The sequence below is a fragment of the Paenibacillus sp. BAC0078 genome (genome assembly GCF_054483875.1).
Genome location: NZ_JBTLRW010000001.1, coordinates 199,213 through 220,876, shown reverse-complemented (window position 1 = coordinate 220,876; position 21,664 = coordinate 199,213). Strand labels below are relative to the sequence as shown.

The window sequence follows — 21,664 nt, the reverse complement described above, 5'->3', positions numbered from 1 at the left end:
AGGGAGCATGTTGACGGTAAAACCGAAGAAAACGCGGATTGAGAAACATCATATAGAAGATTTCATTGGACGTTCATATATGTCCTTTTGTGTACTGCTATTGATAGTTATCATTGTATCGATGGTTTATTTTGTAGCGTCCAAAGGGATTTCTACCTTTACCAGCGGTGATGTCAAGATCTCAGAATTCTTGTTCGGTACAAAATGGGCGCCTGAAGGAGATACCCCATCATATGGAGCGTTCCCTTTCATTGCCGGCTCATTTCTGGTTACGCTGCTTGCAGCGCTTATCGCAAGTCCGCTCAGCCTGTGCGCGGCTCTGTTCATGACTGAGATTGTACCGGGCTGGGGCAAAAAGCTGCTGCAGCCTGTAATTGAATTGCTGTCCGGAATTCCATCCGTTGTGTACGGCTTCGTGGGACTAAGCGTAATTGTTCCGTTTCTGCGTAATACATTTCCCGGCCAGGGCATCGGGGTTGCTGCAGGCGCGCTTGTCCTGTCGGTCATGATTCTGCCGACCATTACAAGCGTGGCTGCAGACGCGCTGGCTTCTTTGCCGCAAAACTTGAAAGAGTCCTCCTTTGCGCTCGGTGCCACACGGTGGCAGACGATCTCCCGGGTAATTCTCCCGACAACCTTCCCGGCGATTATGACGGGGATTGTTTTGGGGATGGCCCGCGCTTTCGGTGAAGCCCTTGCTGTTCAGATGGTTATCGGGAATGCGCCGTTCGTTCCGCGGTCGCTCTTTGAATCGGCTTCGACCCTGACCAGCGTCATTACGCTGAGCATGGGGAACACTACGATGGGCTCGCCGCATAATAATGCGCTGTGGAGCATGGCACTGGTTCTTATGTTGATGACCTTTGTATTTGTCCTCCTCGTAAGAATGCTCGAAAGGAGAAATAAAATATGAAGCCGAGAACCGCAGACAAAATAGCCACAGGGCTGATCGTATTTTTCGCATTACTTATTGTAGCCATCCTCGTAGGATTGCTTGGATACATTATCATCCGCGGCTTCAGCCATATTAGTTGGGATTTCCTGACTTCAGCACCGCAAAAGATCCGCGCAGGCGGGGGGATTGGCCCGCAGTTGTTCAACTCCGTTTTCCTGCTGGTGCTGACTTTAATCATTACGATACCGCTTGGACTTGGCGCGGGAATCTTCATGGCGGAATATGCCCGTCCCGGCAAGCTTACGAATTTTATCCGTCTGATCGTCGAGGTATTGTCTTCTTTCCCTTCGATTATCGTCGGTTTGTTCGGACTCTTGTTAATCGTAAATTATTTTGATCTTGGCTTCTCCTTGATATCCGGCGCACTTGCGCTTACCTTCTTCAACCTGCCGCTGATGGTCCGGATCACGGAGCAGGCGTTCCGTACAGTGCCGAAGCAGCAGAAGGAGGCGGGTTTTGCCCTTGGATTGTCCAAATGGAAAATCGTTACCACTGTGCTGCTTCCGGTAGCCTTGCCTACGATTATCACCGGAACGATCCTGTCCGCAGGCCGTGTCTTCGGTGAAGCGGCTGCACTCATGTTCACAGCGGGTATGAGCAGTCCGCGCCTCGATTTCACGAACTGGAATCCGCTTAGCCCTTCATCGCCGCTGAACCCTTTCCGTCCGGCGGAAACGCTGGCTGTGCATATCTGGAAGGTCAACAGCGAAGGCTTGGCGCCTGACGCCGCACAAATCGCAGCCGGAGCCTCGGCGGTGCTTGTAATTACCGTACTGATTTTCAATCTGGCGGCGCGTTATTTCGGCAGATTCATCTACCGCAAGCTCACGGCTTCCAAAAGAATGAGTTAAAACCAAGAATACGAAAGATCAATAGGAGGAGTAAGAGATGGGTATTGCAGAACCAGTGGTGCGCGAATCTTTTCAAACGGAGAATCTAAGTATATTTTACGGCACATATGAGGCAGTGAAGGGGATTAGTCTTCCTTTTGCCCAAAATACGGTTACGGCGCTAATCGGGCCTTCCGGCTGCGGCAAATCGACATTTCTCCGCTCGCTGAACCGGATGAACGATGAAATATCCGGATCGACAACGAAGGGGAGCATCTGGATTGACGGCATGGACATTAACGCACCCGGCACAGATGTTATCAGACTGCGGCAAAAGATCGGAATGGTCTGGCAGAAGCCGAACCCGTTCTATAAGTCCATCTACGACAATATCGCCTTCGGGCCGAAATACCACGGCATTAAAGGTAAAGCTGCCTTGGATGATATCGTTGAGAGCAGCCTGCGCCGCGCCGCCTTGTGGGACGAGGTCAAGGACCGGCTGAAGGATTCGGCACTGGCCCTGTCCGGCGGACAACAGCAGCGGCTGTGCATAGCACGGGCCTTGTCGGTTAATCCGCAGATTCTGCTCCTGGATGAGCCGGCTTCGGCGCTGGACCCGGTATCCACAGGTAAAGTTGAGGAGCTGATTAAGGAGCTCAAAGAGGAGCTGCGGATCGTAATCGTTACCCACAATATGCAGCAAGCGGCGCGGATCTCGGATTATACGGCATACTTTTACCTGGGCTCGCTTGTAGAATATGATAAGACGGAGAAGGTCTTCAGTAATCCTGATAATCAAATGACTCAAGAGTATATCATGGGCCGCTTCGGCTGATCCTCTGAACAAGTATGGTTCCTCTATGGTGAGGGGCCATATTTTTTTGTGACGCGCTCTAACCCAAATGAATCAGACCCATTCCGTGTCTTCCGGCAGTTTTTCTCACGAGTGGCCTTAATAATTCAAATATCCTTTGCTTTCATTTTTTCAAGTTCAGCTTTGCGGTTTTTGATCTGTTTTTCCCGTCCAGCACCCCAATCTCCAAGTATCAAAGAGATCAGTAGCAGAAATGGAAGAAGCGTTTTAATCTCTGGCTGTAATAAACCACTCATAAAAACATAAGCAGTTCCGATAATCAGGATTAAAGGAACAATCCCTCCCCACAACGGATTTTCTAATTTCACACTTAACAAATATTCTACCGACATTAATAGAGCAGCAATAGTTAAGCCAATAATTAATTCAATCATTTCAGTTCTCCTTATCTTTGTTATATTTTTCAATAATTAATTTAGCGGTTTCTAAATCAATACGAGAATCAACCGCCAATCCTTTAATAAACGCCTGAAAAGGCTCCTCTTCCTGTTGGTCATTCAGCTGTATCTTCTGAATTAATTTGTCCAGCCGCAGTCGTACCGTTGGGTAAGAAACAGCATATAATTTGGATATTTCTTTTAAAGATCCGGAGTTCAAAACAAAATTCTTAAGAAACACAACATCTTCTTGCTCTAGGGCGAGTAGCCATACAGGTATTTTATCAATCTCCAAAATAAATCCTCCTTTCATATTGGCTTTAATAATATTTATTATAACATTAATTTTATTAAGGTCAAATTCTATTGTGATGCTGGAAAGGGCCAGGTGGGGCGAACAGAAAATTTGAAGCTGAAGCTTGCGCGGATTCAGATGACAGGCCAGCAAATATAATTCGAAGCTTAAGAAAAGAGAAGTACGGTGAAGGGGATTCGTGGCGGTCTCTACCTGCTTCCGGGCAAAGCCGGAGAGAAGCAGAAGTTCAAGCAAGTTAATCTGCTGAGATTTTCAGAATGCTCTTGATAAACTAATCTCATTAGTTTACATTATAACTAATGAGATTAGTTTTCGAGGAGGGTGTTTGATGAGAGTAACTCAAGAAGGCCATTTGCTGCAGCTTACCTGGATGCCAAGATTTTTCCCCGTCAATTGTTACCTTGTTGAAGAAGCGGATGGCTTGACGTTAATTGATGCGGCGATGCCGTTCAGTGTTAAAGGGATTATGCATACTGCGGCCCGGCTGAACAAACCGATTAACCGCATCGTTCTGACTCATGCGCATGGTGATCATGTGGGTGCGCTGGATGAGCTGAAGAAGCGGATTCCTGAAGCTAAGCTGTACATCTCCGAGAGGGATGCCGCTCTGCTGAGAGGGGACCGTTCTCTAAGGGCTGACGAGCCGCAGACTCCGATTAAGGGCAGTGTGCCGACCAAGATATCTTCGAGGCCTGACGTATTGCTGCATGAGGGGGATTCAATCGGCTCATTAACGGCCATCAGCACGCCCGGACATACGCCGGGTTCCATGTCTTTTCTGGATGAGCGGACAGGGGCGCTGATTGTAGGAGATGCTTTCCAGACCTTCCGTAGAATCGCGGTTTCGGGGACGGTTGTTCCTTGGTTCCCTTTTCCGGCCATGGCCACCTGGAACAAAGCTCAGGCGCTGAGCAGCGCAATAAAAATCCTGGAGCTCTCGCCCAAGCTGCTTGCAGTAGGTCACGGCAATCTGCTGAAGGCTCCAGGTGAACAAATAAAACAGGCAGTTCACACAGCGCAATTACTGCAGGAGAAGGTGGGAAACTGAGATGTCACCGAGAGCTGGATTAGATACACATACCCTTGTACTCGCAGCGGCTGAAATCGCAGATGAGCAGGGGATTGAGGAAGTTACCCTGGCTGCGCTGGCGGCCAAGCTGGGCGTACGTTCACCATCGTTGTATAATCATGTTAACGGTCTTCAAGGACTGCGATCATTGCTTGCTGTTTACGGCCTGGAGCAGCTATACGCTGCCATGGCTGTTTCTTCAGCGGGGCTAAGGGGAGATGAAGCTCTTCACGCTATGGGGCGTGCGTATGTTGACTTTGCAAGGAAACACCCGGGGCTGTATGAGACTACATTGCGTGCGCCGGAGCAGGGGAATTCAGCGCTGGAGAAGATGAGTGAACAGCTGCTGTCGTTAATTATTGAAGTGCTCGCAAGCTATGAGCTTGGAGAAGCGGGAGAATTGCACGCCGTCCGGGGCTTCCGCAGCTTACTGCACGGCTTTGCCGCTCTGGAGAATAAGGGAGGCTTTGGCATGCCGCTGGACCTGGATGTAAGCTTAACCCGGCTGATCAGCATGTTTATTGCCGGTATTCACAGCATGAGAGCAACTGCTGAATAACTAAACTAATCTAGTAACAACCGCCGGGAGGTATACGAACGTGAGTATTGTTGAAGAGCAAGGGATGGTTACAACATACGAGGAAATGAAGGCTGTCATCGACAGGCTGGGAATTGTACCACTGGCTTCACTGATCCCGGAGCACCCTTCCGTGAACGGCTTGACCAAAGCTGAGAACTGGCACACTGATACTGAATTAGATCCTTGGGGGTGGCGTGCACGCTTTCCCGGCGAAGGTCTGGCTGCATACGGCAAGTTCATCAAGAAAAAAGCAATTCTGGTCTCAAAAGAATGGTTCCCGGCATATGTAGCCGCAGCAGGCAGCAAGGTGGACCTTGAGGAGCGTTACAATAGCGGGCTGGCCACCAGGGAAGCACTGACTCTGCTGCAGATCATCCGCGATAACCAGGGCATAGAGACACGCGAGCTGCGCAGGCTGGCTGAGATGAAGGCGAAAGAGAAGAAGACCCCATTTGACAATGCGGTAACGGAGCTGCAGGGCACGCTGGATATTGTGATTTCTGGTGTGAAAGAGCGTTATAATGCCGAAGGTGAGAAAAATGGCTGGAACAGCACCTCGTATGAAACGACGAGCCATTGGATGAAGGAGAATGGAATTCCAGCATTTAATGGCACAAGGGAGGAAGCAATAACATGGCTCCGCTCTCGTATGGAAGGGAAATGGACTCCAGCGGCAATATGCTGGCTTAGCAAGGTACTGTCCTGGTAACATAGAAACGGCTGATCGTCTCCTGGAGGGGGATGGTCAGCCGTAAACGCTTTCTATAGGGTACATAATAACACAACCTATTCCAGCATGGGAGCAAGGTAAGCGATCAGGAAATACAAGAAACCGAATAATAGCATAATGTAGGCAGTGTATTTGATGGCATTGGAGGCAACAATACTTAAGTCTTTAGGGGCATTTCCTTCCGATCGTTCCTTTTCAAGGGGCTCTGTGTCCTGGGATAACGACTCTTTCATCCGGATTACCTCCTCAAAAGTAATGTGGGAACTTGGAAACTGATTCCTTATCTGTATTGTGACATAATTGTGAATTTAATTCAACAATTATGTGAATATTATTTGAACATATCTTTAAATTGCAATTATTCATCTGATTAATTACATTTATTGAACCAAAAAACACCCTGTAGCTCTCCATTTCAAGAAGAGTTACAGGGTGTTCTATATGAATTGATGATTTGTCAAGAAATTCAATCCAAGAGCTTATGCCCAGTTTCCGTTGCGGAACAGCGGTTCTGCAATGCCATCATCCGTAATTCCGTCGATATTCATCTCAGGCGAGCCCATCATGAAGTCCACATGGGTCATGCTTTGGTTCATGCCTCTTTCAAGAAGCTCTTCCTTGGACATCTTGGTCCCTTCCTGCAAGGTGAATGCGTATGCTGCACCCAGAGCCAAGTGGCAGGAGGCATTCTCATCATAAAGGGTGGTGTAATATAGAATGCCGCTTTCCGAGATCGGAGAATGATAAGGAACAAGAGCGACTTCGCCAAAATAAACAGAGCCTTCGTCCGTAGCGAGCAGGGTGGCTAAAGCGTCATGGCCTTCCTCTGCCGTAAAGTCTGTAACCTTGCCGTTCTCCAGTGTAAGTGTGAAGCGGTCAATAATCTTGCCACTATAGCTAAGCGGTTTGGTGCTGCTGACTTTGCCGTTTGCGCCGGTCTTTAGTGGCGCTGTGAAAACCTCTTCTGTTGGAATATTGGCCAGGAAAGGCACGCCGCGTCCGTTCACGGCACCCGCCTGACACCAGATATGGCCTTCAGGCAGCTCAATTGTCAGATCAGTGCCTGGAGCAGAATAGTGCAGCTTGCGGTATTTTTTCGCGTTCAGGATGTCACAGCGCTGCTTCAAGCCGTTCAAATGAAGCGTCCAGGCTTCAACCGGATTCTCCAGGTCCGCACGGACAGCCTTGAATATAGCATCCCACAGTAGCCCAACCTGCTCCTCAGGAGGAGCATCCGGGAATACCTTAGCAGCCCAGACCGGAGAAGGGAAGGCGACAATACTCCAACTGGCATGGTTGCCCATCAGCATTTCACGGTAAGGAGCTGTAGCCTGACCAACTGTGCGCTGGTTATCGGCAATTCTTGCAGGCTCTATTCCGTTCAGCAGATCCGGATTGGTCGAGACGATTGTCAGGAAGGCTGCACCGTTCCGGGCCAGATCCTCAAGCTCATCCGCCTGCCATTTTGGCGGCTCCAGAAAGCTGGAAGCAGGCGCAAGCTCATACCGGGTCCGCGTGACAAGCTCATCCGTATAATTGACTTTAACCAGCTTCGCACCGGCCTCATAAGCTTGGCGAACCACAAGACGCACCAGCTCTGCAGAAGCAATATCGGCATTGACCACAAGAGTCTGCCCAGGCTGAATATTAATTCCGATCTTTACCGCAAGCAATGCATAATTCTCCAGCTTTTGCTCGAAACTCAGCATAGTTTCCAATCCTCCCAATATCTCTGTCTATGTTCTTAAAACTAAAACGCCCAGTTTCCTTTAAGGAATACCGCTTCCCGTGTGCCGTCGACCGTAATACCGTAAATGTCCATCTCCGACGAGCCGATCATGAAATCCACATGGGTAACACTGGTGTTCAGGCCATGAGAAATCAGCTCATCCTGTGTCATTTCCTTGCCGCCTTCAATACAGAAGGCATACGCTGTGCCGATTGCCAGATGATTGGAAGCATTCTCGTCAAAAAGTGTGTTGAAGTAGAGGATATTGGACTCAGAGATAGGGGATTTATGCGGAACGAGGGCAACCTCGCCAAGATATTTTGCCCCTTCATCCATTGCAATGAGATGCTCCAGCGCTTCCTGGCCTTGTTCAGCACTCACACTGACAATACGGCCTTGCTCAAAAGTAATCGAGAAGCCATCAATAATATTGCCCCCGTGACTTAGAGGTTTGGTGCTTCTCACGGTTCCATTAACACCGGTCTTGAGTGGAGCTGTGAATACTTCTTCGGTCGGCATGTTGGCTACAAAAGTATGGCCTTTAGCGTTGATGCTGTCCCCTTGCGCCCATAAATGTCCCTCTGGCAGTTCAATGCTGAGGTCAGTGCCAGGTGCTATGTAGTGGAGGCTTTTATACTTTTTGGTATTCAGGACATTGGCTTTCTGTTCAAGGGTGTCCAAATGCTCCTGCCAGGCGGCTACCGGATCTTCCCGGTCCAGACGTACGGTGTGAAAGATGGCTTCCCAGAGCTTATCTACGCGTTCTTCTGCGGGAACATCCGGGAATACCTTATCGGCCCAAGGCTGCGAAGGGATGGCTACAATGCTCCAGCTAACCTTATCTGACATTTGATACTCGCGGTATTTCGTGAGTGCAGCTCCGCGGGTTTTCTGGTAGGTGGCAATACGTTCAGGATCAATGCCTTTGAGCGCATCCGGATCCTCTGCAATGACATGGAGAAAAGCTGCGCCATTCTCAGCGAACTCGGTCATCTCTCCGGCGAACCAGGTAGGCGACTTGCTGAAAACTTCCGGTGCGGCATGTTCAAATTGCTGGCGGGTAATGAACTCGTCGCTCCAGTTGACCTTAACCTGACTTACACCGATGGCATAAGCCTTGGCTGTTATGAGACGCACGAATTCAGCGGCCGAGATCGGCGCGCTTACGACCAGGATTTGTCCAGGTTGAACGTTAACACCGATTTGAACGGCCAAATCCGCGTATTTACTAAGCTGCGCTTCAAAATGAGACATTGCGATTTCCTCCATTTACTAATTATTAGTCTTTAGTATTAAATTATTAACCGCCGGATGAAAAAAGTCAATTAGAGTACAAAGGGAGGGATTTGCATTCATATCAATGATATACTATGTAAAAAGCAAGGATGATCAGATGAAAGGAAGATCAGAGTATGAATGTAGAAATTATTAAAGCGGAAATGAAACGGGAAGAGGACAGCAGCTTCATTGGGAGGACGATCTTCAAGCTGGAGAATCATAACTCTCCTTATGAAATCACATTCTTCAGCAAACGCGGTACGGAATGGGATTATAGCTTGAGCTTTGCCGGCGAGCCGGGCAGTGAAGAGCAGTTCCTGGAAACCGACCAGCTTCTGGAAAATGATGACGATGTCTACAATCAGTTGCTCGATGCGGCACTGGATACCCAAGAGCTTCCGGAAGAGGAAGCGTAACAACAAATGCGACCGCTTTTGGCATGGACTGCCGGGAAAGGGTCGCATTTGTCATGTTAGAGTATAACGGAACTGGATCTAGCCAATGGTAATGTTCCCTTCGGGGTAGCGGTAGAGCTCTTTGCTGTTCTTGGGCTTAAGCGCATAGGCCAGAGTCAGTGGACCTGTCCGGCCAACGAACATAAGAATAATTACAAGGATTTTACCTATCGTCGTCAGTTCTGGAGTAAGCCCCATGGTAATGCCGGATGTACCGAAAGCCGAAACGGCTTCAAACAGCACAGTGAGAAAATCCGCGCGCTCTGTTACGGACAGCAGCATGGTGGCAGAGACAACAAGCATGAGTGAGAGCAAGGTTATGGTGATTGCGCGGTATACATTCTCTTTGGATATCCGGTTGCGGAACATGACAATGTCTTCTTTCCCGCGAAGCCTGGCAAATGCAGTGCTGACCAGAATTGCGAACGTAGTGATCTTAATCCCCCCGCCGGTCGAGCCGGGAGCCGCTCCAATAAACATTAGCAGAATCATCAGAAATTGTGTGGATTCCCGCAGCAGTGGAATCTCGATCGTAGTGACCCCTCCAGAACGCGGAGTAATTGCCTGCAGGAGCGAGGCCATTATTTTGCCGCCAGGATGCAGGGGCTTCAGCGTTGAGTTCAGCTCCAGCCAGAAAAAGACAGCAGCGCCAACCACTATTAACATGGCGGAGGTGGAGAGCACCACCTTGGAGTGAAGTGTAAGCCGTTTGCGCTTAGGGTAATCGACCACGTCGGATAGTACGATAAAGCCGATGCCGCCGAGAAAGATCAGCAGCATGGAGGTGATATTCACAACAAAGTCCTCCGCATATCGGGTAAGCCCGCTGAACGGTCCGTGAATATCTCCGAAAAGATCAAAACCGGCATTGTTAAAAATGGAGATGCTGTGGAAGAGTCCGTAGTATACCGCTTTGCCAACCGGCATATCCAGTGTAAATCTGGCGGCAAGAAGAATGGCTCCGCTGAGCTGGATGACAAGCGAGTACAGGATTACCCTGCGGATCAGCTTGACGATCCCTTGCATCGAATTCTGATTCATGGATTCCTGCAGCAGCAGACGGTCTTTCAGCGAGATTCTCTTATTAAGCACGAGCGTAATTACCGTAGCCATAGTCACGAACCCCAGGCCCCCGAACTGAAACAGCACCAGCAGAACAATTTGTCCAAATACGGTAAGCTGCGTTCCGGTATCAATGACCGCTAGTCCGGTGACACAGGTGGCGGAGGTTGCCATAAATAAAGCGTCGATGAAGGAGATTCGCTCGCCGGTGGAAGCCGCTGGCAAGCACAGCAGAACCGTTCCTGCTACAATTAGTAGAAAGAATCCAAGTGATAATATTTTGGGCGGCGTCAGCCTGAGGTTCCCAAAAGATAAGTTAGCCAAAGCTCATTCTCCTGACGTCTGATGAATATCTGACAAGATTATAGCATAACTTTACACCCCTTCACTTAAAGGGGCAGGAAATTGGCAGATTTTATCGAATTGGTTAAGTGTACCAACTACAGTTTCATAGGGGAGGCATTTTGACAGTGACAAGTCCGATTCTGAACCAGATTGGTGCCGTCTTCATTCCGGTTAGTGATATTGAGAGGTCGAAAGACTGGTATTGCAGCTTGCTGGGGCTTCCGCTCGACGGAGAAGTATTGTTCGGACATCTCTACGTTGTGCCGATGCAAGGACCGGGAATTGTGCTGGACAGCAAAATTTTCACAGCGGAGGCTGTACTGAAGGTACCAGCTTTCCATCTGAACACGGAAGATATTGACGCTGCATACGATTTTGTCAAAGCATCCGGGGCAGAAATTCTGACAGATATTGAGAATGATCACTGGTTCAATTTTAAGGACCCGGACGGGAATATATTGATGATCTGCCGATGTTAATAGAAGTGGAATTATAGTTCACGTCATTAATTATTTCGAAAAATTAATGATGTTAATTAAACAATAGGAGGATTTCGTTCATGATTAGAGAAGCAGTGCCGGAGGATGCGCCCTCTATTGAACAGCTATACCGGATACTGCTGCCTGAGCAGAAGGATATTAAGGTCCTGCCTGCAAGAATCGGTCAAATCGCAACCAATCCTGAGAGCTTTCTGTATGTATATGAAGCAGAGGGAGCCGTTGTTGGAACGGTGCATCTTCACTTTTGCATGGATGCGCTGAGCGGCGAAAGGCCTTTTGCTGTGATTGAACGGGTAGTGACCGCACCGGAATCGCGTGGCAAAGGTTACGGAGCCGCACTGATGAGACATGCCGAGGAGGCGGCTGCAGCCAGAGGATCACTTAAGGTGATGCTCTCCAGCGCCATGAGGCGGACGGAGGCTCACCGGTTCTATGAGCGGCTTGGTTATGATGGGGATGGAAGCAGACTTTTTAAGAGGTACCTCAATAATGATTAATAAAAAGAGCGGGAGGAAGAAGGGGAATGATTGTTACACTGAGGAAGCTGGTCCCGGCTGATGCCGCTGAGCTTCTTAATCTGCAGCACCGCCTGGATGAAGAATCAGCGTTCATGCTGCTTGAGCCTGATGAGCGGCAGACGGGTATTCAGCAGGTGGAAGAGATGATCAACTGCTTCGCGAACGCAGAAACCTCCATCCTGATTGGAGCGGAGGCGGACGGCAGACTGGCGGGATATCTGTCGGTTAGAGGCGGAAGTGTTAGACGCAACCGCCACAGCGCTTATATCGTCATTGGCATCTTAGAACAGTATCAGGGGATGGGAATCGGCAGCGGCCTGTTTAAGGAAATGGAGAGCTGGGCGAAGGAAACGGGAATCGTCCGTCTGGAGCTGACAGTTATGATACATAACAAGCGTGCTTTGGCGTTATACAGCAAGAACGGGTTTGAGATTGAAGGGACCAAAAAGAAGTCGCTTAAGGTGAATGACGAATGGGTGGATGAATATTACATGGGCAGAATATTTACTACTTAAATGGAATTTCTCTATTGATTTCGGCGTTTTGCAGCAATCTTGAGGGAAACGCTAGAACTAAATGGAGAAATTCCATTTAGCAAATGCAAGAAAGGCGCTCCATAATCGGAGCGCCTTTCGCTATATATAAGATCGCTAGGATGCCATTATACCTATACAGTGCTGGGTTGACCAATCTTCATCTCAACCTTGCGGATGCGGTGACGGTTCATCTCACGGACAGTGAGTGTCACATGCTCATGAATCACACTTTTGCCGACTGCGGGTTCCTCCAGATGGCTGTACAGCCATCCTCCAATAGTGGTGACCTCGTCATCATCAAGATCAAGACCTGTCAGCTGCTTAACCTCCAGGACGGAGACCTTGCCGTCAAATAGATAATGTGAGTCACTGAGCTTCTCCACGTCCCGGCGTTCATCGCCGTCAAATTCATCGCGGATTTCACCGACAATTTCTTCGAGAATATCTTCGATGGTGATCAGACCGGAGGTCCCGCCGTATTCATCCAGCAGCAGCGCGATATGCACACGCTCCATCTGCATACGGGTCAGCAGGGTCTTAACCGGGGTCACTTCGGATACCGTCAGAAGCGGCAGGATCAAGCTTTTGAAATCGAAATCCGGGTTGTTGTCATATTTCAGGTAGAGCTGCTTGGTATTGATCATCCCGATGATGTTGTCCTTGCTCCCATCTGCAACAGGGAAGCGGGTATACTGCTCTTTGCGGATGATCTCGAAATTCTCCTTCAGAGAATGGTTAGTGTATAAGCATATCATGTCTGTCCGCGGCACCATAATTTCTTTGGCCAGCATTTCATCGAAGTTAAAAATCCGGTTCACATAGCCGTATTCGGCTTTGTTGATTTTGCCGCTTTCATAGCTTTCCGACAGGATCAGGCGAATCTCATCTTCGCTATGCGCATCTCCATGCTCACTGGCCGGCTTCATTCCGAACATGCGGACCAGCAGATTGGCGGAACCGTTCATGATCCAGATCAGCGGGTACAGAATTCTGTAGAACCAAATAATCAGCGGTGAGGTAATTTGACCGATTTTCTCCGGAATATTTATAGCGGCTGTCTTCGGGGCAAGTTCACCGACAACAACATGCAGGAATGTGGCAATAATAAATGCCAATGCAAAAGCAATAGGCTCACTGACACTGTGGCTGATGTTCACCAGATCGAATACCGGAAGCAGCAGCCGCTCAAATGCAGGCTCTGCCAAAGCCCCGATACCGAGAGCAGTAATAGTGATCCCAAGCTGGCATGCAGACAAGTAACCGTCTAGGTTGGCGGACACTTTTTGTACAGCTAAAGCGTTCTTCTTCCCGTCAAGCACCATTTGGCTAACCTGGCTGCCTCTCAGCCGTACCAATGCAAATTCCGTCGCTACAAAAAAAGCGGTTAAAACAATCAAAATTGCCACAAGCGTCAAACTAAGTCCTATACCCATAAAATCTTTACCATCCCTTTCGTTGTTAAAATAGGTTATACTCATATTATGAGTTCACATGAACTCATTGTACGAACTTTTCTATAGAAAATCAAATGGCGAAGGGGTGCCATATATGGAAGCTATCACACTGAGCCGGATTGAGATGTCCGAATTGCTGTTGTCCTTAAACGGAGTTTCGGAGCGGAGACCGCTGCATATTTTACAAGAAGCCTGGTCGAAATTTCATCGTGAAGAGGTACAGAAGGGCACCACCTTGCCTGCTTTTTTGTCGACAGAGATTCCTCCGCTCCTGCAAAAAATCATTAACGGCGGCAGGGTTAAAGGTCTATCGCTCGGGGAAATTGCCACACTCGGCCACTTGATTGAGTACTCTACACTGTCGGTTACGGCCATGCAGAACTGGGTCAAACGCGATTTCAAGGAATATCTGGGTTCGCCCAGGGAGGGCAAGAAGTATTCAGTCAATCAGGCGGCGCTGCTCTTTATGATTGATGATCTGAAGGCGGCGCTTGATTTCGAAAGCATCCGCCAGCTTTTCAGGCTGCTGTTCCTTGCACCGGAACGGGATGATGATGATCTGGTTGAACCGGCTCAGCTGTATTACGGCTACGCGGAGCTGTTCGAGGAGATCAAAAGCTCTCCCGTGCTGCAGGTCCAGGGTCTCGCTGACCGCAGCGCCCAGCAGGAATATTCCACGAAGGCGGAGCGGGTGCTGAAGGTGTCGCTGGAAAATATGATGAAGCGGCTGAACCATCTGACGAGATCACAGCGGGATACAGTGCGGAATATGCTGATGATTGCTGCGATCTCCGTGCAAACCAGTTATTTTCAGGCGCTGGCCCGGCAATACTGTAATGCGGCGTTATTCCTTGATTTTTGAACCAGAAAGAGGTGCTTGAAGATGAGTAAGTTGTCGCTGCTGCAGCATCCGAAGCAAAGAAAGCTGCTGTTTAGCGCAGGGCTTAGCTGGATGTTTGACGCGATGGACGTGGGAATGATTTCTTTTGTGGTGGCGGCGCTTGCGAAGGAGTGGGGGCTGGGACCGGAAAGAATAGGATATTTAACGAGCATTAATTCTGTGGGCATGGCCGTAGGCGCTGCGGCAGCAGGCATTCTCGCGGACCGCTTCGGCCGTAAATCGGTGCTCCTGTGGACGCTGCTGATTTTCTCCATAGCGAGCGGATTGTCGGCTTTTGCCGCAGGGTATGCCGTGCTGTGTGTGCTGCGTTTTGTGGCCGGCTTCGGGCTCGGCGGAGAGCTGCCGGTTGCTTCGACACTGGTATCCGAGAGTGTGCCTGCGAAGGAACGTGGACGGGCTGTAGTGCTGCTCGAAAGCTTCTGGGCGGCAGGCTGGATCGCCTCGGCCTTGATCGCTTATTTCGTCATTCCGGATTACGGCTGGAGAATCGCTTTTGCCATCGGTGCCGTTCCCGCCCTTTACGCGTTGTATTTGCGGCGGGCCATTGATGATTCCCCAAGATTTACGGAGGTTAAAAAGAAGACAACGGTTCCTTTGCGCAGCCGTATTGCTTCGGTCTGGTCAGCGGAACACCGCCGTTCGACGATAATGCTGTGGATTTTGTGGTTCACGGTGGTCTTTTCCTATTACGGTATGTTTCTATGGCTGCCTACGGTTATGGTCCTCAAAGGCTTCAGTCTGGTCAGAAGCTTTGAGTATGTGCTGATTATGACGCTGGCCCAGCTTCCGGGCTATTTTACAGCCGCTTATTTCATCGAGAAGTTCGGCCGTAAGTTCGTGCTTGTCATTTATCTGCTGCTCACAGCGGTCAGCGCGGCCTGGTTCGGAAATGCCACCACCGAGGGTATGCTGATGGCTGCCGGCATCTGCCTGTCGTTCTTCAATCTCGGAGCCTGGGGTGGAATGTACGCCTATACACCGGAGCTGTACCCCACAGCTATCCGCTCGACGGGAACGGGCATGGCGGCCTCCTTCGGACGGATTGGCGGGATTATCGCACCTTCGCTGGTAGGTGTACTGGTAGGCAAGTCCATCGGCATCGGGTCGATTTTTATGCTGTTTTTTGTGACGATTATTATCGGTGCGCTTGCGGTGCTCTTCCTTGGTAAAGAGACGAAGGGTACGGAGCTTACCTAAGCCTTGGAGGAAACGGCATCTACTTGATGTTCATCTGGGAAGAATGCTAATATTAGTAGTGAATTGTAGACTGGACAACGTAATGCGAGACCAAGTAGAAACGGCCACGCCGTCCTTAAAAGGACGGTATTCGTTTCAGCGAGAAATATAAGGATAAAGTATAGGGTGAAACTTATACTTTCTTATATTTGAACAAGACGGTTCCTTCACAACTGTGAACAGGACCGTTTTTTCATAAGGCCGGAATGGCCGGCAGCTTGAAAATAAGTCTGCTGGCGTGCGAATGGGGGGAGAGCTATGAAGAGAAACGGGGAAGGGCTGCACTTTACGGAGCTGGTGTGGGAGAGCACAGAGCAGAATCTGCCGATTCCGCCCCGGAATTCCGCAGATGCAGCAATACCCAAATCTCTGGCTGCCAGAGAAAAGAAGAAAACGCCCGAGGAAACTACGGTACAGCTACAGCTATGGGATATGGAAGAAACGCAGGAGCCAGTGACTACGACGGAGAGTGAGTTTGTTATGCGCGCGCGGGAGCTGGTGGACCGCAAGGAAGCTGCGGCGTTGTTTGTTCCATTTAAAAGCTATTGGCCGACCTATGGACATATGACGGGGGCGCAGAGCCGGTGGTATTTCTTTTGGCGGGACGAGGTTAGGCAGGGCAGGTACCTGAAGACTGATCTTTCGTACATCTTTTTGCATGTTTATGAGCTAATTAATGGTGTGGGCTGGAACGAGCCTGAGGATGGCTACAGACAGCTTAATCTGTTATGGGAGGCGTACCGGGATCAGTATAAACGTCTGGATCAATATCTTGGCGGCTGGATTGCGGATTTTTCGTTTGTGCATCATCTGGAGGTTCCGCTCTCGGGAATTGTTGCCCGTACGCGTGGTCTCGCCGGTGATCTGGCCGAACTGGAATTAATGCGCTGTCTGTCGGCGGCTCCGGAGCAGTTGACGTTCGAAGTGCTGACGGTAATGTCGGACTATGATATCAGTAAATCCAAGTTCTATACCGGTGACGGCAAAACGGCTGCGGAGCGTTATATCCCCCAGGTGGTTGCTCTGATTGACGCCTATGTGGCGCGGAAGCACGGCTCGAATCTGATCGGGATGTTCCCGCCGGGGCCGGCGGTGTCCAGGGAGCGTTACCTGTTCCGCAGCGCCGTCTATGATATTTCATTATATGGGTATTCAGTGCTTGTGCCTGTGGTGCGGATCAGCAAATCTCCCCCGCTGCGCAGTCTGATCACACGCCTGTTCCGGCTGACTGAGAATAAGCTGCGTGAGCTGCTGGGCTTCCGGGGCAGACTCAAGGACGTTCGGGTCGATGCGGATATGGAGGATTTGGTCACACGGTTTCTGAAGCGCGAATTCCGCAAAGCGGAGCAGGAGGAGAAAGGTCCAGCCGTAGTTATTGACCAGAAAAAGCTGGAGCGGCTGCAAAGCGACTCTGAAATCGTGCGTACGTTGCTCACGGTAGAGGAGATCACAGGGCTGGAAGATAGGTACGAAAAGGAAACCGTTGAAACCTGGGATAGCGCAGGTTCGCCGGCGGAAGAAACCCTTGTAGCCTCAGGCGCTGCAAGTGGGGAAGACGATGGGGATGCGCCTGTTGGGACGCTGGAGCTTGCTGTCCCTGCTGCAGATGAGCATTTACATAGCCCCGGCGACAGCGACGCTTCGCCATGGGAGCAACTGGCGTCCTCGCTGACTTCCTTGCAACGTGCTGTAGTGCTTGCTCTCGCCGCAGGAGAAGGTTCCTCTGCAGTACATAATCTGGCTGCTGCCGGAGGTACCATGCCGGAACTGCTGTTTGATGAGATCAATGAAATTGCCATGGACCTGCTCGGAGATCTGCTGATCGACGGCGAAGAGCTGAACGAGGAGTATGTGCCAATGCTGCATTACTTAATGGGGTGAAGGATAAATGAATGAACTGAAAATACCGAAACGGATAACGACAGCGCTCGTGAACTCACTGACTGCGGGAGTAGTGCCGCGTATCGGGCTGGAGCATATCGCTGTCGGCCGCCGTCCGGAGGTGGAGGCAATCCTTCGGGATATGGACAATATCGCCGAAGGCGGAGCCGCCTTCAAGCTGATTACCGGCAGATTCGGCAGCGGCAAAAGCTTTTTGCTGCAGATCATCCGCAACTATGCGATGGACCGGGATTTTGTCGTTGCCGATGCCGACCTGTCGCCGGAGCGGCGGCTGGTGGGTACCAAAGGCCAGGGGCTGGCCACCTACCGTGAGCTGATGAGCCACCTGTCAACGCGTACACGCCCGGATGGCGGAGCGCTGGAGATTATGCTGCAGAAGTGGATTGTTACGCTTCAGCAGGCTGTTATGCAGGAGAAGGGCTATGGACCGGATTCCCCGCAGCTCGGCGAAGAGGTCGAGCAGAGGATCTACATGGTAGCTTCGGAGATGCGGGGTTTGGTGCATGGGTTTGATTTTGCCAAGGTGCTGGCAGCCTACTGGAATGGGCATAAGCTTGCGGATGATGATCTGAAGCAGGATTCCCTGCGCTGGCTGCGCGGTGAATTCGCTACCCGTACCGAGGCGCGGAAGGCGCTGGACGTGGGGGTCATCATTGATGATGACAACTGGTATGATTATATGAAGCTATGGGCTGAATTCACCGGCGCAATTGGCTATAAAGGGCTGCTGCTGTTCATTGACGAAGGCGTGAATCTCTACAAGATCACCAACAGTATCTCCCGCCAGAGCAATTACGAGAAGCTGCTAACCATGTTCAATGATACGATGCAGGGCAAAGCGGAGCGGCTGGGCATCTTCATCGGGGGAACGCCGCAGTTCGTGGAAGATGGCCGCCGTGGATTGTTCAGCTATGAAGCGTTGCGTTCACGTCTGGTTGCGGGACGTTACGGCGGGACTGGACTGAACAATTTCACCGGGCCGATTATTGCCCTGGACATGCTCTCCCATGAGGAGATTCTGGTGCTGCTGCAAAAGCTGCGGGATATTCATGCCCTGCATTACGGCTATGAAGCCAGGCTGACGCAGGAACAGCTGGTGCATTTCATGGAGGAAGCTGTAGGCAGGCTTGGCGCGGATGAGCTGCTTACCGCACGCGAGGTGGTTCGCGATTTCATGGACCTGCTGCATACCCTGCACCAGCATCCGGAGCTTTCGTTCGAGAAGCTCGTAGGCGAGCGTACCCCGAAGCCAGCCGAGACAGAGACAAACGAACTGGACGGCTTCCTTGCGGAGTTTGACCTATGAGCAGTAATCCGTTCTACAGGCTGGCTCCATTTATTAAAGAGTTCATCTATAAGAACCGCTGGGAGACTTTGCGGGAGGCCCAGGTGGATGCTTGCCGGGTGCTGTTCGATACCCCGCATCATCTGCTGATCGCATCAGGTACGGCTTCAGGCAAGACGGAGGCCGCCTTTTTCCCGGCGCTTACCGAGCTGTATGAACAGCCGTCCGCTTCGGTCGGTATTCTCTACATCGCGCCGCTCAAGGCGTTGATCAATGATCAATTCACGCGGCTGAATGATCTGCTGCGCGAAGGCCATATCCCCGTCTGGCATTGGCACGGCGATGTGCCGCAGGCTGACAAGAGTAAGCTAATGCAGAATCCTTCGGGCGTGCTGCAGATCACCCCGGAATCGCTGGAAGGGCTGCTGATGAACCGTCCGAACGCGATTCCGGCGCTGTTCCATGATCTGCGGTTTATCATTATCGACGAGGTGCATGCCTTCATGGGTGCTGACCGCGGCATCCAGGTCCTGAGCCAGCTTGCGCGGATCTCGCGTATGGCCGGCTGTCATCCCCGGCGGATCGGACTCTCTGCTACGCTGAGCGATTACGCCTCCGTGACGGAGTGGCTCGCCGCCGGAACCCGCGAGAGCGTAGAGGTCTCCGCGCCGCAGGGCGGGCGGAAGCTGCGCCTGAGCGTGGAGCATTTTTCATTTCCGGATGCGCGGGACGAGCAGCAGGCTGAGCATCTGGAGCGGGCAAAGCAAGCTTACCAGGGCTTTATTTATGACCACACGCACCTGAAGAAGGCGCTTATCTTCACCAACAGCCGCTCGGATGCAGAGGAGGCGATTCTGGAGATGCGGCGGCTTGCTGCCAAGCGCGGGGAGCGCGATGTGTTCTACGTGCATCACGGGAGCATCTCCGCGATGCTGCGTGAAGAGACGGAAGCCGCGCTTCGGCAAGGCTCCGGTCCGGCGGTGGCTGCAGCGACGCTGACGCTGGAGCTGGGGATTGACCTCGGCGAGCTGGAGCGGGTGCTGCAGGTAGGCGCGCCATATAGCTGCGCCAGCTTCGTCCAGCGGCTGGGACGCTCCGGCCGACGGGGCGACGCGGCCTCTGAGATGATCTTCGTCACACCGGAGGAGGAGGACGAGGAAGCGCAGCTTCCGGCGCGGATGCCCTGGACGCTGCTGCGGGCAATCGCGGTTATCGAGCTGTACGTGCGCGAGAAATGGGTGGAGCCGCTGGTAGTAAGACAACTGCCTGTGGGCCTGCTGTACCATCAGACGATGAGTATTCTGAAGAGCATGGGGGAAGCCGAACCGGAGGACCTAAAGGCGGCAGTATTGAGCCTGCCATCCTTTCAGAGCATCGACCCTGCGGATTATGATGCCTTCATGGAATATATGCTTGGCATGGGGCATATTGAGGCTATGGATGAAGGGGGCCTGCTGATCGGCATGGCCGGGGAGAAGATCGTCAATAACTTCCGCTTCTATGCGGTGTTTAAAGACGATGAGGAGCATGTGGTCTACAATGGCACGGAGGAGATCGGTTCGATTACTACGGTGCCGCCGCCGGGCTACTGCTTCACGCTGGCTGGCAAGCTGTGGAAGGTGGAAGAGGTGGACAACCGCCACAAGGCGGTGTACGTCAAGGGCTCGCGCGGCAAGGTGGATACCTTGTGGGTTGGCGGAGGCGGGGATGTGCACACACGAATCATGACCAAAATCCGCGAGGTGCTGGGAGCAACCACACTGTACCCTTATTTGGCACCAAGTGCGGCTGCGAGGCTGGAGCGGGCCCGCCGTCTGGCGAAGGAGAGCGGGCTGCTGACACATTCCGTCCTTCCGGCAGGCGGCGACTCCATGTTCATTCTGCCTTGGGCGGGTAGCCGGCAGTTCCGTACGCTGGAGCGTCTGCTCAAAAACAATCTGAAAGACCGGCTTGGCCTCCGTTCTGTGACTCCGATGGAGCCTTATTATATGGTGGTGGCCGGAAAGACAGATTCCGAGACACTGGAAGAGGAGATTATGGCCGAAGCAACAGCCGTGTCAGACCCCATAGCTCTGCTGGGACCGGATGAAGCGCCTTATCTGGGCAAATATGATGAATTTATCCCGCACGACCTGTTGCGCAAAGCCTTTTCACTCGACGGACTGGATGTTCCGGGCCTGCTTGGCGTGTTAAGGGAGTGGCGGAAGAACGAATAAATACTGATTGTACCAGTACATTAACAAGCTAATGAGGCCCAGGAAACATGCCGCCCGAAAAAAAAGGAAGCTGATGCCGATTTCAAAAACCGGTGTCAGCTTCCTTTTTGGTAAAGATGCAAACAGTATTACTGCTCAGCAGGCTAGATGTTGTTGAAGCTATTCCAAGTGTTTATACTGCTTCCATCATTAATGAAAATCACAGCGAGAACGATTATAGCAATTAGAATGGCATAAAGGATCGTGCCAATAATTCCGCAGACCAGTCCGGCAATCGCCATGCCTTTACCTTGCTCATAGCGGGTACGGATCTCTTTTAGGGAAATTGCTGAGAGAATGATGGCAACGATCCCGAATAAGAGGCCGACATATGGTGTTACAACGGCTAGAATACCGAGCACCATAGAGGCAACAGATTTGCCGTTCGTCCGGGCTGGCGGCGGCGGGGCTGGCGGATAATACTCCTGATTTCCAAATGGCGGTGGTTGATAACTCATGTAGTAGCTCCTTTAAAAG

The 21,664-nt window shown here is 51.2% G+C and carries 23 protein-coding genes; 15 read left to right on the top strand and 8 right to left on the bottom strand.

Annotated elements, in window-relative coordinates:
• Positions 1 to 7 precede the first annotated feature (7 nt).
• The 3 genes from pstC to pstB are packed head-to-tail and all read left to right on the top strand — an operon-like array spanning position 8 to position 2,620.
• A complete protein-coding gene (gene pstC, locus ACX1DY_RS00945; RefSeq protein WP_458962332.1) occupies positions 8 to 913 on the top strand; it encodes a phosphate ABC transporter permease subunit PstC in 906 nt (301 codons plus the stop codon).
• Entirely contained in the window at positions 910 to 1,806 is an 897-nt protein-coding gene (gene pstA, locus ACX1DY_RS00940) for a phosphate ABC transporter permease PstA (protein ID WP_458962331.1), read from the top strand. Before pstC ends, pstA begins: the two co-directional genes overlap by 4 nt.
• A 37-nt stretch (positions 1,807 to 1,843) precedes the next feature.
• A complete protein-coding gene (gene pstB / locus ACX1DY_RS00935; RefSeq protein WP_458962330.1) occupies positions 1,844 to 2,620 on the top strand; it encodes a phosphate ABC transporter ATP-binding protein PstB in 777 nt (258 codons plus the stop codon).
• 125 nt (positions 2,621 to 2,745) lie between these two features.
• Here the strand turns inward: pstB and ACX1DY_RS00930 are convergent, their stop codons facing one another.
• Both ACX1DY_RS00930 and ACX1DY_RS00925 read right to left on the bottom strand, forming a co-directional pair.
• On the bottom strand, positions 2,746 to 3,033 hold the full coding sequence (locus ACX1DY_RS00930; protein WP_458962329.1) for a hypothetical protein: 288 nt from the start codon (positions 3,031 to 3,033) through the stop codon (positions 2,746 to 2,748).
• A gap of 1 nt (position 3,034) precedes the next feature.
• Entirely contained in the window at positions 3,035 to 3,349 is a 315-nt protein-coding gene (locus tag ACX1DY_RS00925; protein ID WP_458962807.1) for a DUF2089 family protein, read from the bottom strand.
• 331 nt (positions 3,350 to 3,680) lie between these two features.
• Between ACX1DY_RS00925 and ACX1DY_RS00920 the strand changes: the two genes are divergently transcribed.
• The 3 genes from ACX1DY_RS00920 to ACX1DY_RS00910 are packed head-to-tail and all read left to right on the top strand — an operon-like array spanning position 3,681 to position 5,710.
• On the top strand, positions 3,681 to 4,400 hold the full coding sequence (locus ACX1DY_RS00920; protein WP_458962328.1) for an MBL fold metallo-hydrolase: 720 nt from the start codon (positions 3,681 to 3,683) through the stop codon (positions 4,398 to 4,400).
• Position 4,401: 1 nt separating this feature from the next.
• Positions 4,402 to 4,980 (top strand): TetR-like C-terminal domain-containing protein, encoded by a 579-nt coding sequence (locus ACX1DY_RS00915; protein ID WP_458962327.1) that lies wholly within the window; start codon positions 4,402 to 4,404, stop codon positions 4,978 to 4,980.
• Between the two features lie 40 nt (positions 4,981 to 5,020).
• Positions 5,021 to 5,710, top strand: a complete 690-nt coding sequence (locus tag ACX1DY_RS00910) for an AlkZ-related protein (protein ID WP_458962326.1) — start codon at positions 5,021 to 5,023, stop codon at positions 5,708 to 5,710.
• A gap of 77 nt (positions 5,711 to 5,787) precedes the next feature.
• Here ACX1DY_RS00910 and ACX1DY_RS00905 read toward each other — a convergent pair whose 3' ends face one another.
• The 3 genes from ACX1DY_RS00905 to ACX1DY_RS00895 all read right to left on the bottom strand — a co-directional run bounded on the left by ACX1DY_RS00905 (position 5,788) and on the right by ACX1DY_RS00895 (position 8,714).
• Positions 5,788 to 5,964 carry a hypothetical protein gene (locus ACX1DY_RS00905; protein WP_458962325.1) on the bottom strand — a complete coding sequence of 59 codons (177 nt, stop codon included), beginning with the start codon at positions 5,962 to 5,964 and terminating at the stop codon, positions 5,788 to 5,790.
• A gap of 246 nt (positions 5,965 to 6,210) precedes the next feature.
• On the bottom strand, positions 6,211 to 7,440 hold the full coding sequence (locus ACX1DY_RS00900) for an aminopeptidase (RefSeq protein WP_458962324.1): 1,230 nt from the start codon (positions 7,438 to 7,440) through the stop codon (positions 6,211 to 6,213).
• A 41-nt stretch (positions 7,441 to 7,481) separates the two neighbouring features.
• Positions 7,482 to 8,714, bottom strand: coding sequence for an aminopeptidase (locus ACX1DY_RS00895; RefSeq protein ID WP_458962323.1), 1,233 nt, complete (start codon positions 8,712 to 8,714; stop codon positions 7,482 to 7,484).
• A gap of 158 nt (positions 8,715 to 8,872) precedes the next feature.
• Between ACX1DY_RS00895 and ACX1DY_RS00890 the strand changes: the two genes are divergently transcribed.
• A complete protein-coding gene (locus ACX1DY_RS00890) occupies positions 8,873 to 9,154 on the top strand; it encodes a hypothetical protein (protein WP_458962322.1) in 282 nt (93 codons plus the stop codon).
• 78 nt (positions 9,155 to 9,232) lie between these two features.
• Here the strand turns inward: ACX1DY_RS00890 and ACX1DY_RS00885 are convergent, their stop codons facing one another.
• Positions 9,233 to 10,579, bottom strand: coding sequence for a TrkH family potassium uptake protein (locus tag ACX1DY_RS00885; protein ID WP_458962321.1), 1,347 nt, complete (start codon positions 10,577 to 10,579; stop codon positions 9,233 to 9,235).
• A gap of 146 nt (positions 10,580 to 10,725) precedes the next feature.
• On the opposite strand from ACX1DY_RS00885, the gene ACX1DY_RS00880 reads away from it, so the two are divergent.
• From ACX1DY_RS00880 to ACX1DY_RS00870, 3 genes are all read left to right on the top strand, one after another.
• Positions 10,726 to 11,079, top strand: a complete 354-nt coding sequence (locus ACX1DY_RS00880) for a VOC family protein (protein WP_458962320.1) — start codon at positions 10,726 to 10,728, stop codon at positions 11,077 to 11,079.
• A gap of 80 nt (positions 11,080 to 11,159) precedes the next feature.
• Entirely contained in the window at positions 11,160 to 11,597 is a 438-nt protein-coding gene (locus ACX1DY_RS00875; protein WP_458962319.1) for a GNAT family N-acetyltransferase, read from the top strand.
• Between the two features lie 26 nt (positions 11,598 to 11,623).
• Positions 11,624 to 12,133, top strand: a complete 510-nt coding sequence (locus ACX1DY_RS00870; protein ID WP_458962318.1) for a GNAT family N-acetyltransferase — start codon at positions 11,624 to 11,626, stop codon at positions 12,131 to 12,133.
• Positions 12,134 to 12,285: 152 nt separating this feature from the next.
• Here ACX1DY_RS00870 and ACX1DY_RS00865 read toward each other — a convergent pair whose 3' ends face one another.
• Positions 12,286 to 13,587, bottom strand: coding sequence for a hemolysin family protein (locus tag ACX1DY_RS00865; protein WP_458962317.1), 1,302 nt, complete (start codon positions 13,585 to 13,587; stop codon positions 12,286 to 12,288).
• A 115-nt stretch (positions 13,588 to 13,702) separates the two neighbouring features.
• Between ACX1DY_RS00865 and ACX1DY_RS00860 the strand changes: the two genes are divergently transcribed.
• The 5 genes from ACX1DY_RS00860 (at position 13,703) to ACX1DY_RS00840 (ending at position 21,148) form a co-directional block, all read left to right on the top strand.
• Positions 13,703 to 14,470, top strand: coding sequence for a DUF1836 domain-containing protein (locus tag ACX1DY_RS00860; RefSeq protein WP_458962316.1), 768 nt, complete (start codon positions 13,703 to 13,705; stop codon positions 14,468 to 14,470).
• Between the two features lie 21 nt (positions 14,471 to 14,491).
• Entirely contained in the window at positions 14,492 to 15,706 is a 1,215-nt protein-coding gene (locus ACX1DY_RS00855; RefSeq protein WP_458962315.1) for an MFS transporter, read from the top strand.
• 297 nt (positions 15,707 to 16,003) lie between these two features.
• On the top strand, positions 16,004 to 17,626 hold the full coding sequence (locus ACX1DY_RS00850) for a TerB N-terminal domain-containing protein (protein ID WP_458962314.1): 1,623 nt from the start codon (positions 16,004 to 16,006) through the stop codon (positions 17,624 to 17,626).
• Between the two features lie 7 nt (positions 17,627 to 17,633).
• Positions 17,634 to 18,953 carry an ATP-binding protein gene (locus tag ACX1DY_RS00845; protein WP_458962313.1) on the top strand — a complete coding sequence of 440 codons (1,320 nt, stop codon included), beginning with the start codon at positions 17,634 to 17,636 and terminating at the stop codon, positions 18,951 to 18,953.
• Positions 18,950 to 21,148: a DEAD/DEAH box helicase gene (locus tag ACX1DY_RS00840; RefSeq protein ID WP_458962312.1), complete on the top strand. Its 2,199-nt coding sequence runs from the start codon at positions 18,950 to 18,952 to the stop codon at positions 21,146 to 21,148. Before ACX1DY_RS00845 ends, ACX1DY_RS00840 begins: the two co-directional genes overlap by 4 nt.
• Positions 21,149 to 21,291: 143 nt before the next feature.
• On the opposite strand, the gene ACX1DY_RS00835 is transcribed toward ACX1DY_RS00840, so the two are convergent.
• Positions 21,292 to 21,645 (bottom strand): DUF4190 domain-containing protein, encoded by a 354-nt coding sequence (locus ACX1DY_RS00835; RefSeq protein ID WP_458962311.1) that lies wholly within the window; start codon positions 21,643 to 21,645, stop codon positions 21,292 to 21,294.
• Positions 21,646 to 21,664: the final 19 nt, after the last annotated feature.

Coding starts and splice junctions, on each gene's coding strand:
- ACX1DY_RS00835 (WP_458962311.1), bottom strand. CDS start 21,645: ATGAGTTATCAACCACCGCCATTTGGAAATCAGGAGTATTATCCGCCA.
- ACX1DY_RS00845 (WP_458962313.1), top strand. CDS start 17,634: ATGAATGAACTGAAAATACCGAAACGGATAACGACAGCGCTCGTGAAC.
- ACX1DY_RS00860 (WP_458962316.1), top strand. CDS start 13,703: ATGGAAGCTATCACACTGAGCCGGATTGAGATGTCCGAATTGCTGTTG.
- ACX1DY_RS00855 (WP_458962315.1), top strand. CDS start 14,492: ATGAGTAAGTTGTCGCTGCTGCAGCATCCGAAGCAAAGAAAGCTGCTG.
- ACX1DY_RS00895 (WP_458962323.1), bottom strand. CDS start 8,714: ATGTCTCATTTTGAAGCGCAGCTTAGTAAATACGCGGATTTGGCCGTT.
- ACX1DY_RS00900 (WP_458962324.1), bottom strand. CDS start 7,440: ATGCTGAGTTTCGAGCAAAAGCTGGAGAATTATGCATTGCTTGCGGTA.
- pstA (WP_458962331.1), top strand. CDS start 910: ATGAAGCCGAGAACCGCAGACAAAATAGCCACAGGGCTGATCGTATTT.
- pstB (WP_458962330.1), top strand. CDS start 1,844: ATGGGTATTGCAGAACCAGTGGTGCGCGAATCTTTTCAAACGGAGAAT.
- ACX1DY_RS00930 (WP_458962329.1), bottom strand. CDS start 3,033: ATGATTGAATTAATTATTGGCTTAACTATTGCTGCTCTATTAATGTCG.
- ACX1DY_RS00850 (WP_458962314.1), top strand. CDS start 16,004: ATGAAGAGAAACGGGGAAGGGCTGCACTTTACGGAGCTGGTGTGGGAG.
- ACX1DY_RS00905 (WP_458962325.1), bottom strand. CDS start 5,964: ATGAAAGAGTCGTTATCCCAGGACACAGAGCCCCTTGAAAAGGAACGA.
- ACX1DY_RS00925 (WP_458962807.1), bottom strand. CDS start 3,349: ATGAAAGGAGGATTTATTTTGGAGATTGATAAAATACCTGTATGGCTA.
- ACX1DY_RS00890 (WP_458962322.1), top strand. CDS start 8,873: ATGAATGTAGAAATTATTAAAGCGGAAATGAAACGGGAAGAGGACAGC.
- pstC (WP_458962332.1), top strand. CDS start 8: ATGTTGACGGTAAAACCGAAGAAAACGCGGATTGAGAAACATCATATA.
- ACX1DY_RS00870 (WP_458962318.1), top strand. CDS start 11,624: ATGATTGTTACACTGAGGAAGCTGGTCCCGGCTGATGCCGCTGAGCTT.
- ACX1DY_RS00840 (WP_458962312.1), top strand. CDS start 18,950: ATGAGCAGTAATCCGTTCTACAGGCTGGCTCCATTTATTAAAGAGTTC.
- ACX1DY_RS00920 (WP_458962328.1), top strand. CDS start 3,681: ATGAGAGTAACTCAAGAAGGCCATTTGCTGCAGCTTACCTGGATGCCA.
- ACX1DY_RS00865 (WP_458962317.1), bottom strand. CDS start 13,587: ATGGGTATAGGACTTAGTTTGACGCTTGTGGCAATTTTGATTGTTTTA.
- ACX1DY_RS00875 (WP_458962319.1), top strand. CDS start 11,160: ATGATTAGAGAAGCAGTGCCGGAGGATGCGCCCTCTATTGAACAGCTA.
- ACX1DY_RS00915 (WP_458962327.1), top strand. CDS start 4,402: ATGTCACCGAGAGCTGGATTAGATACACATACCCTTGTACTCGCAGCG.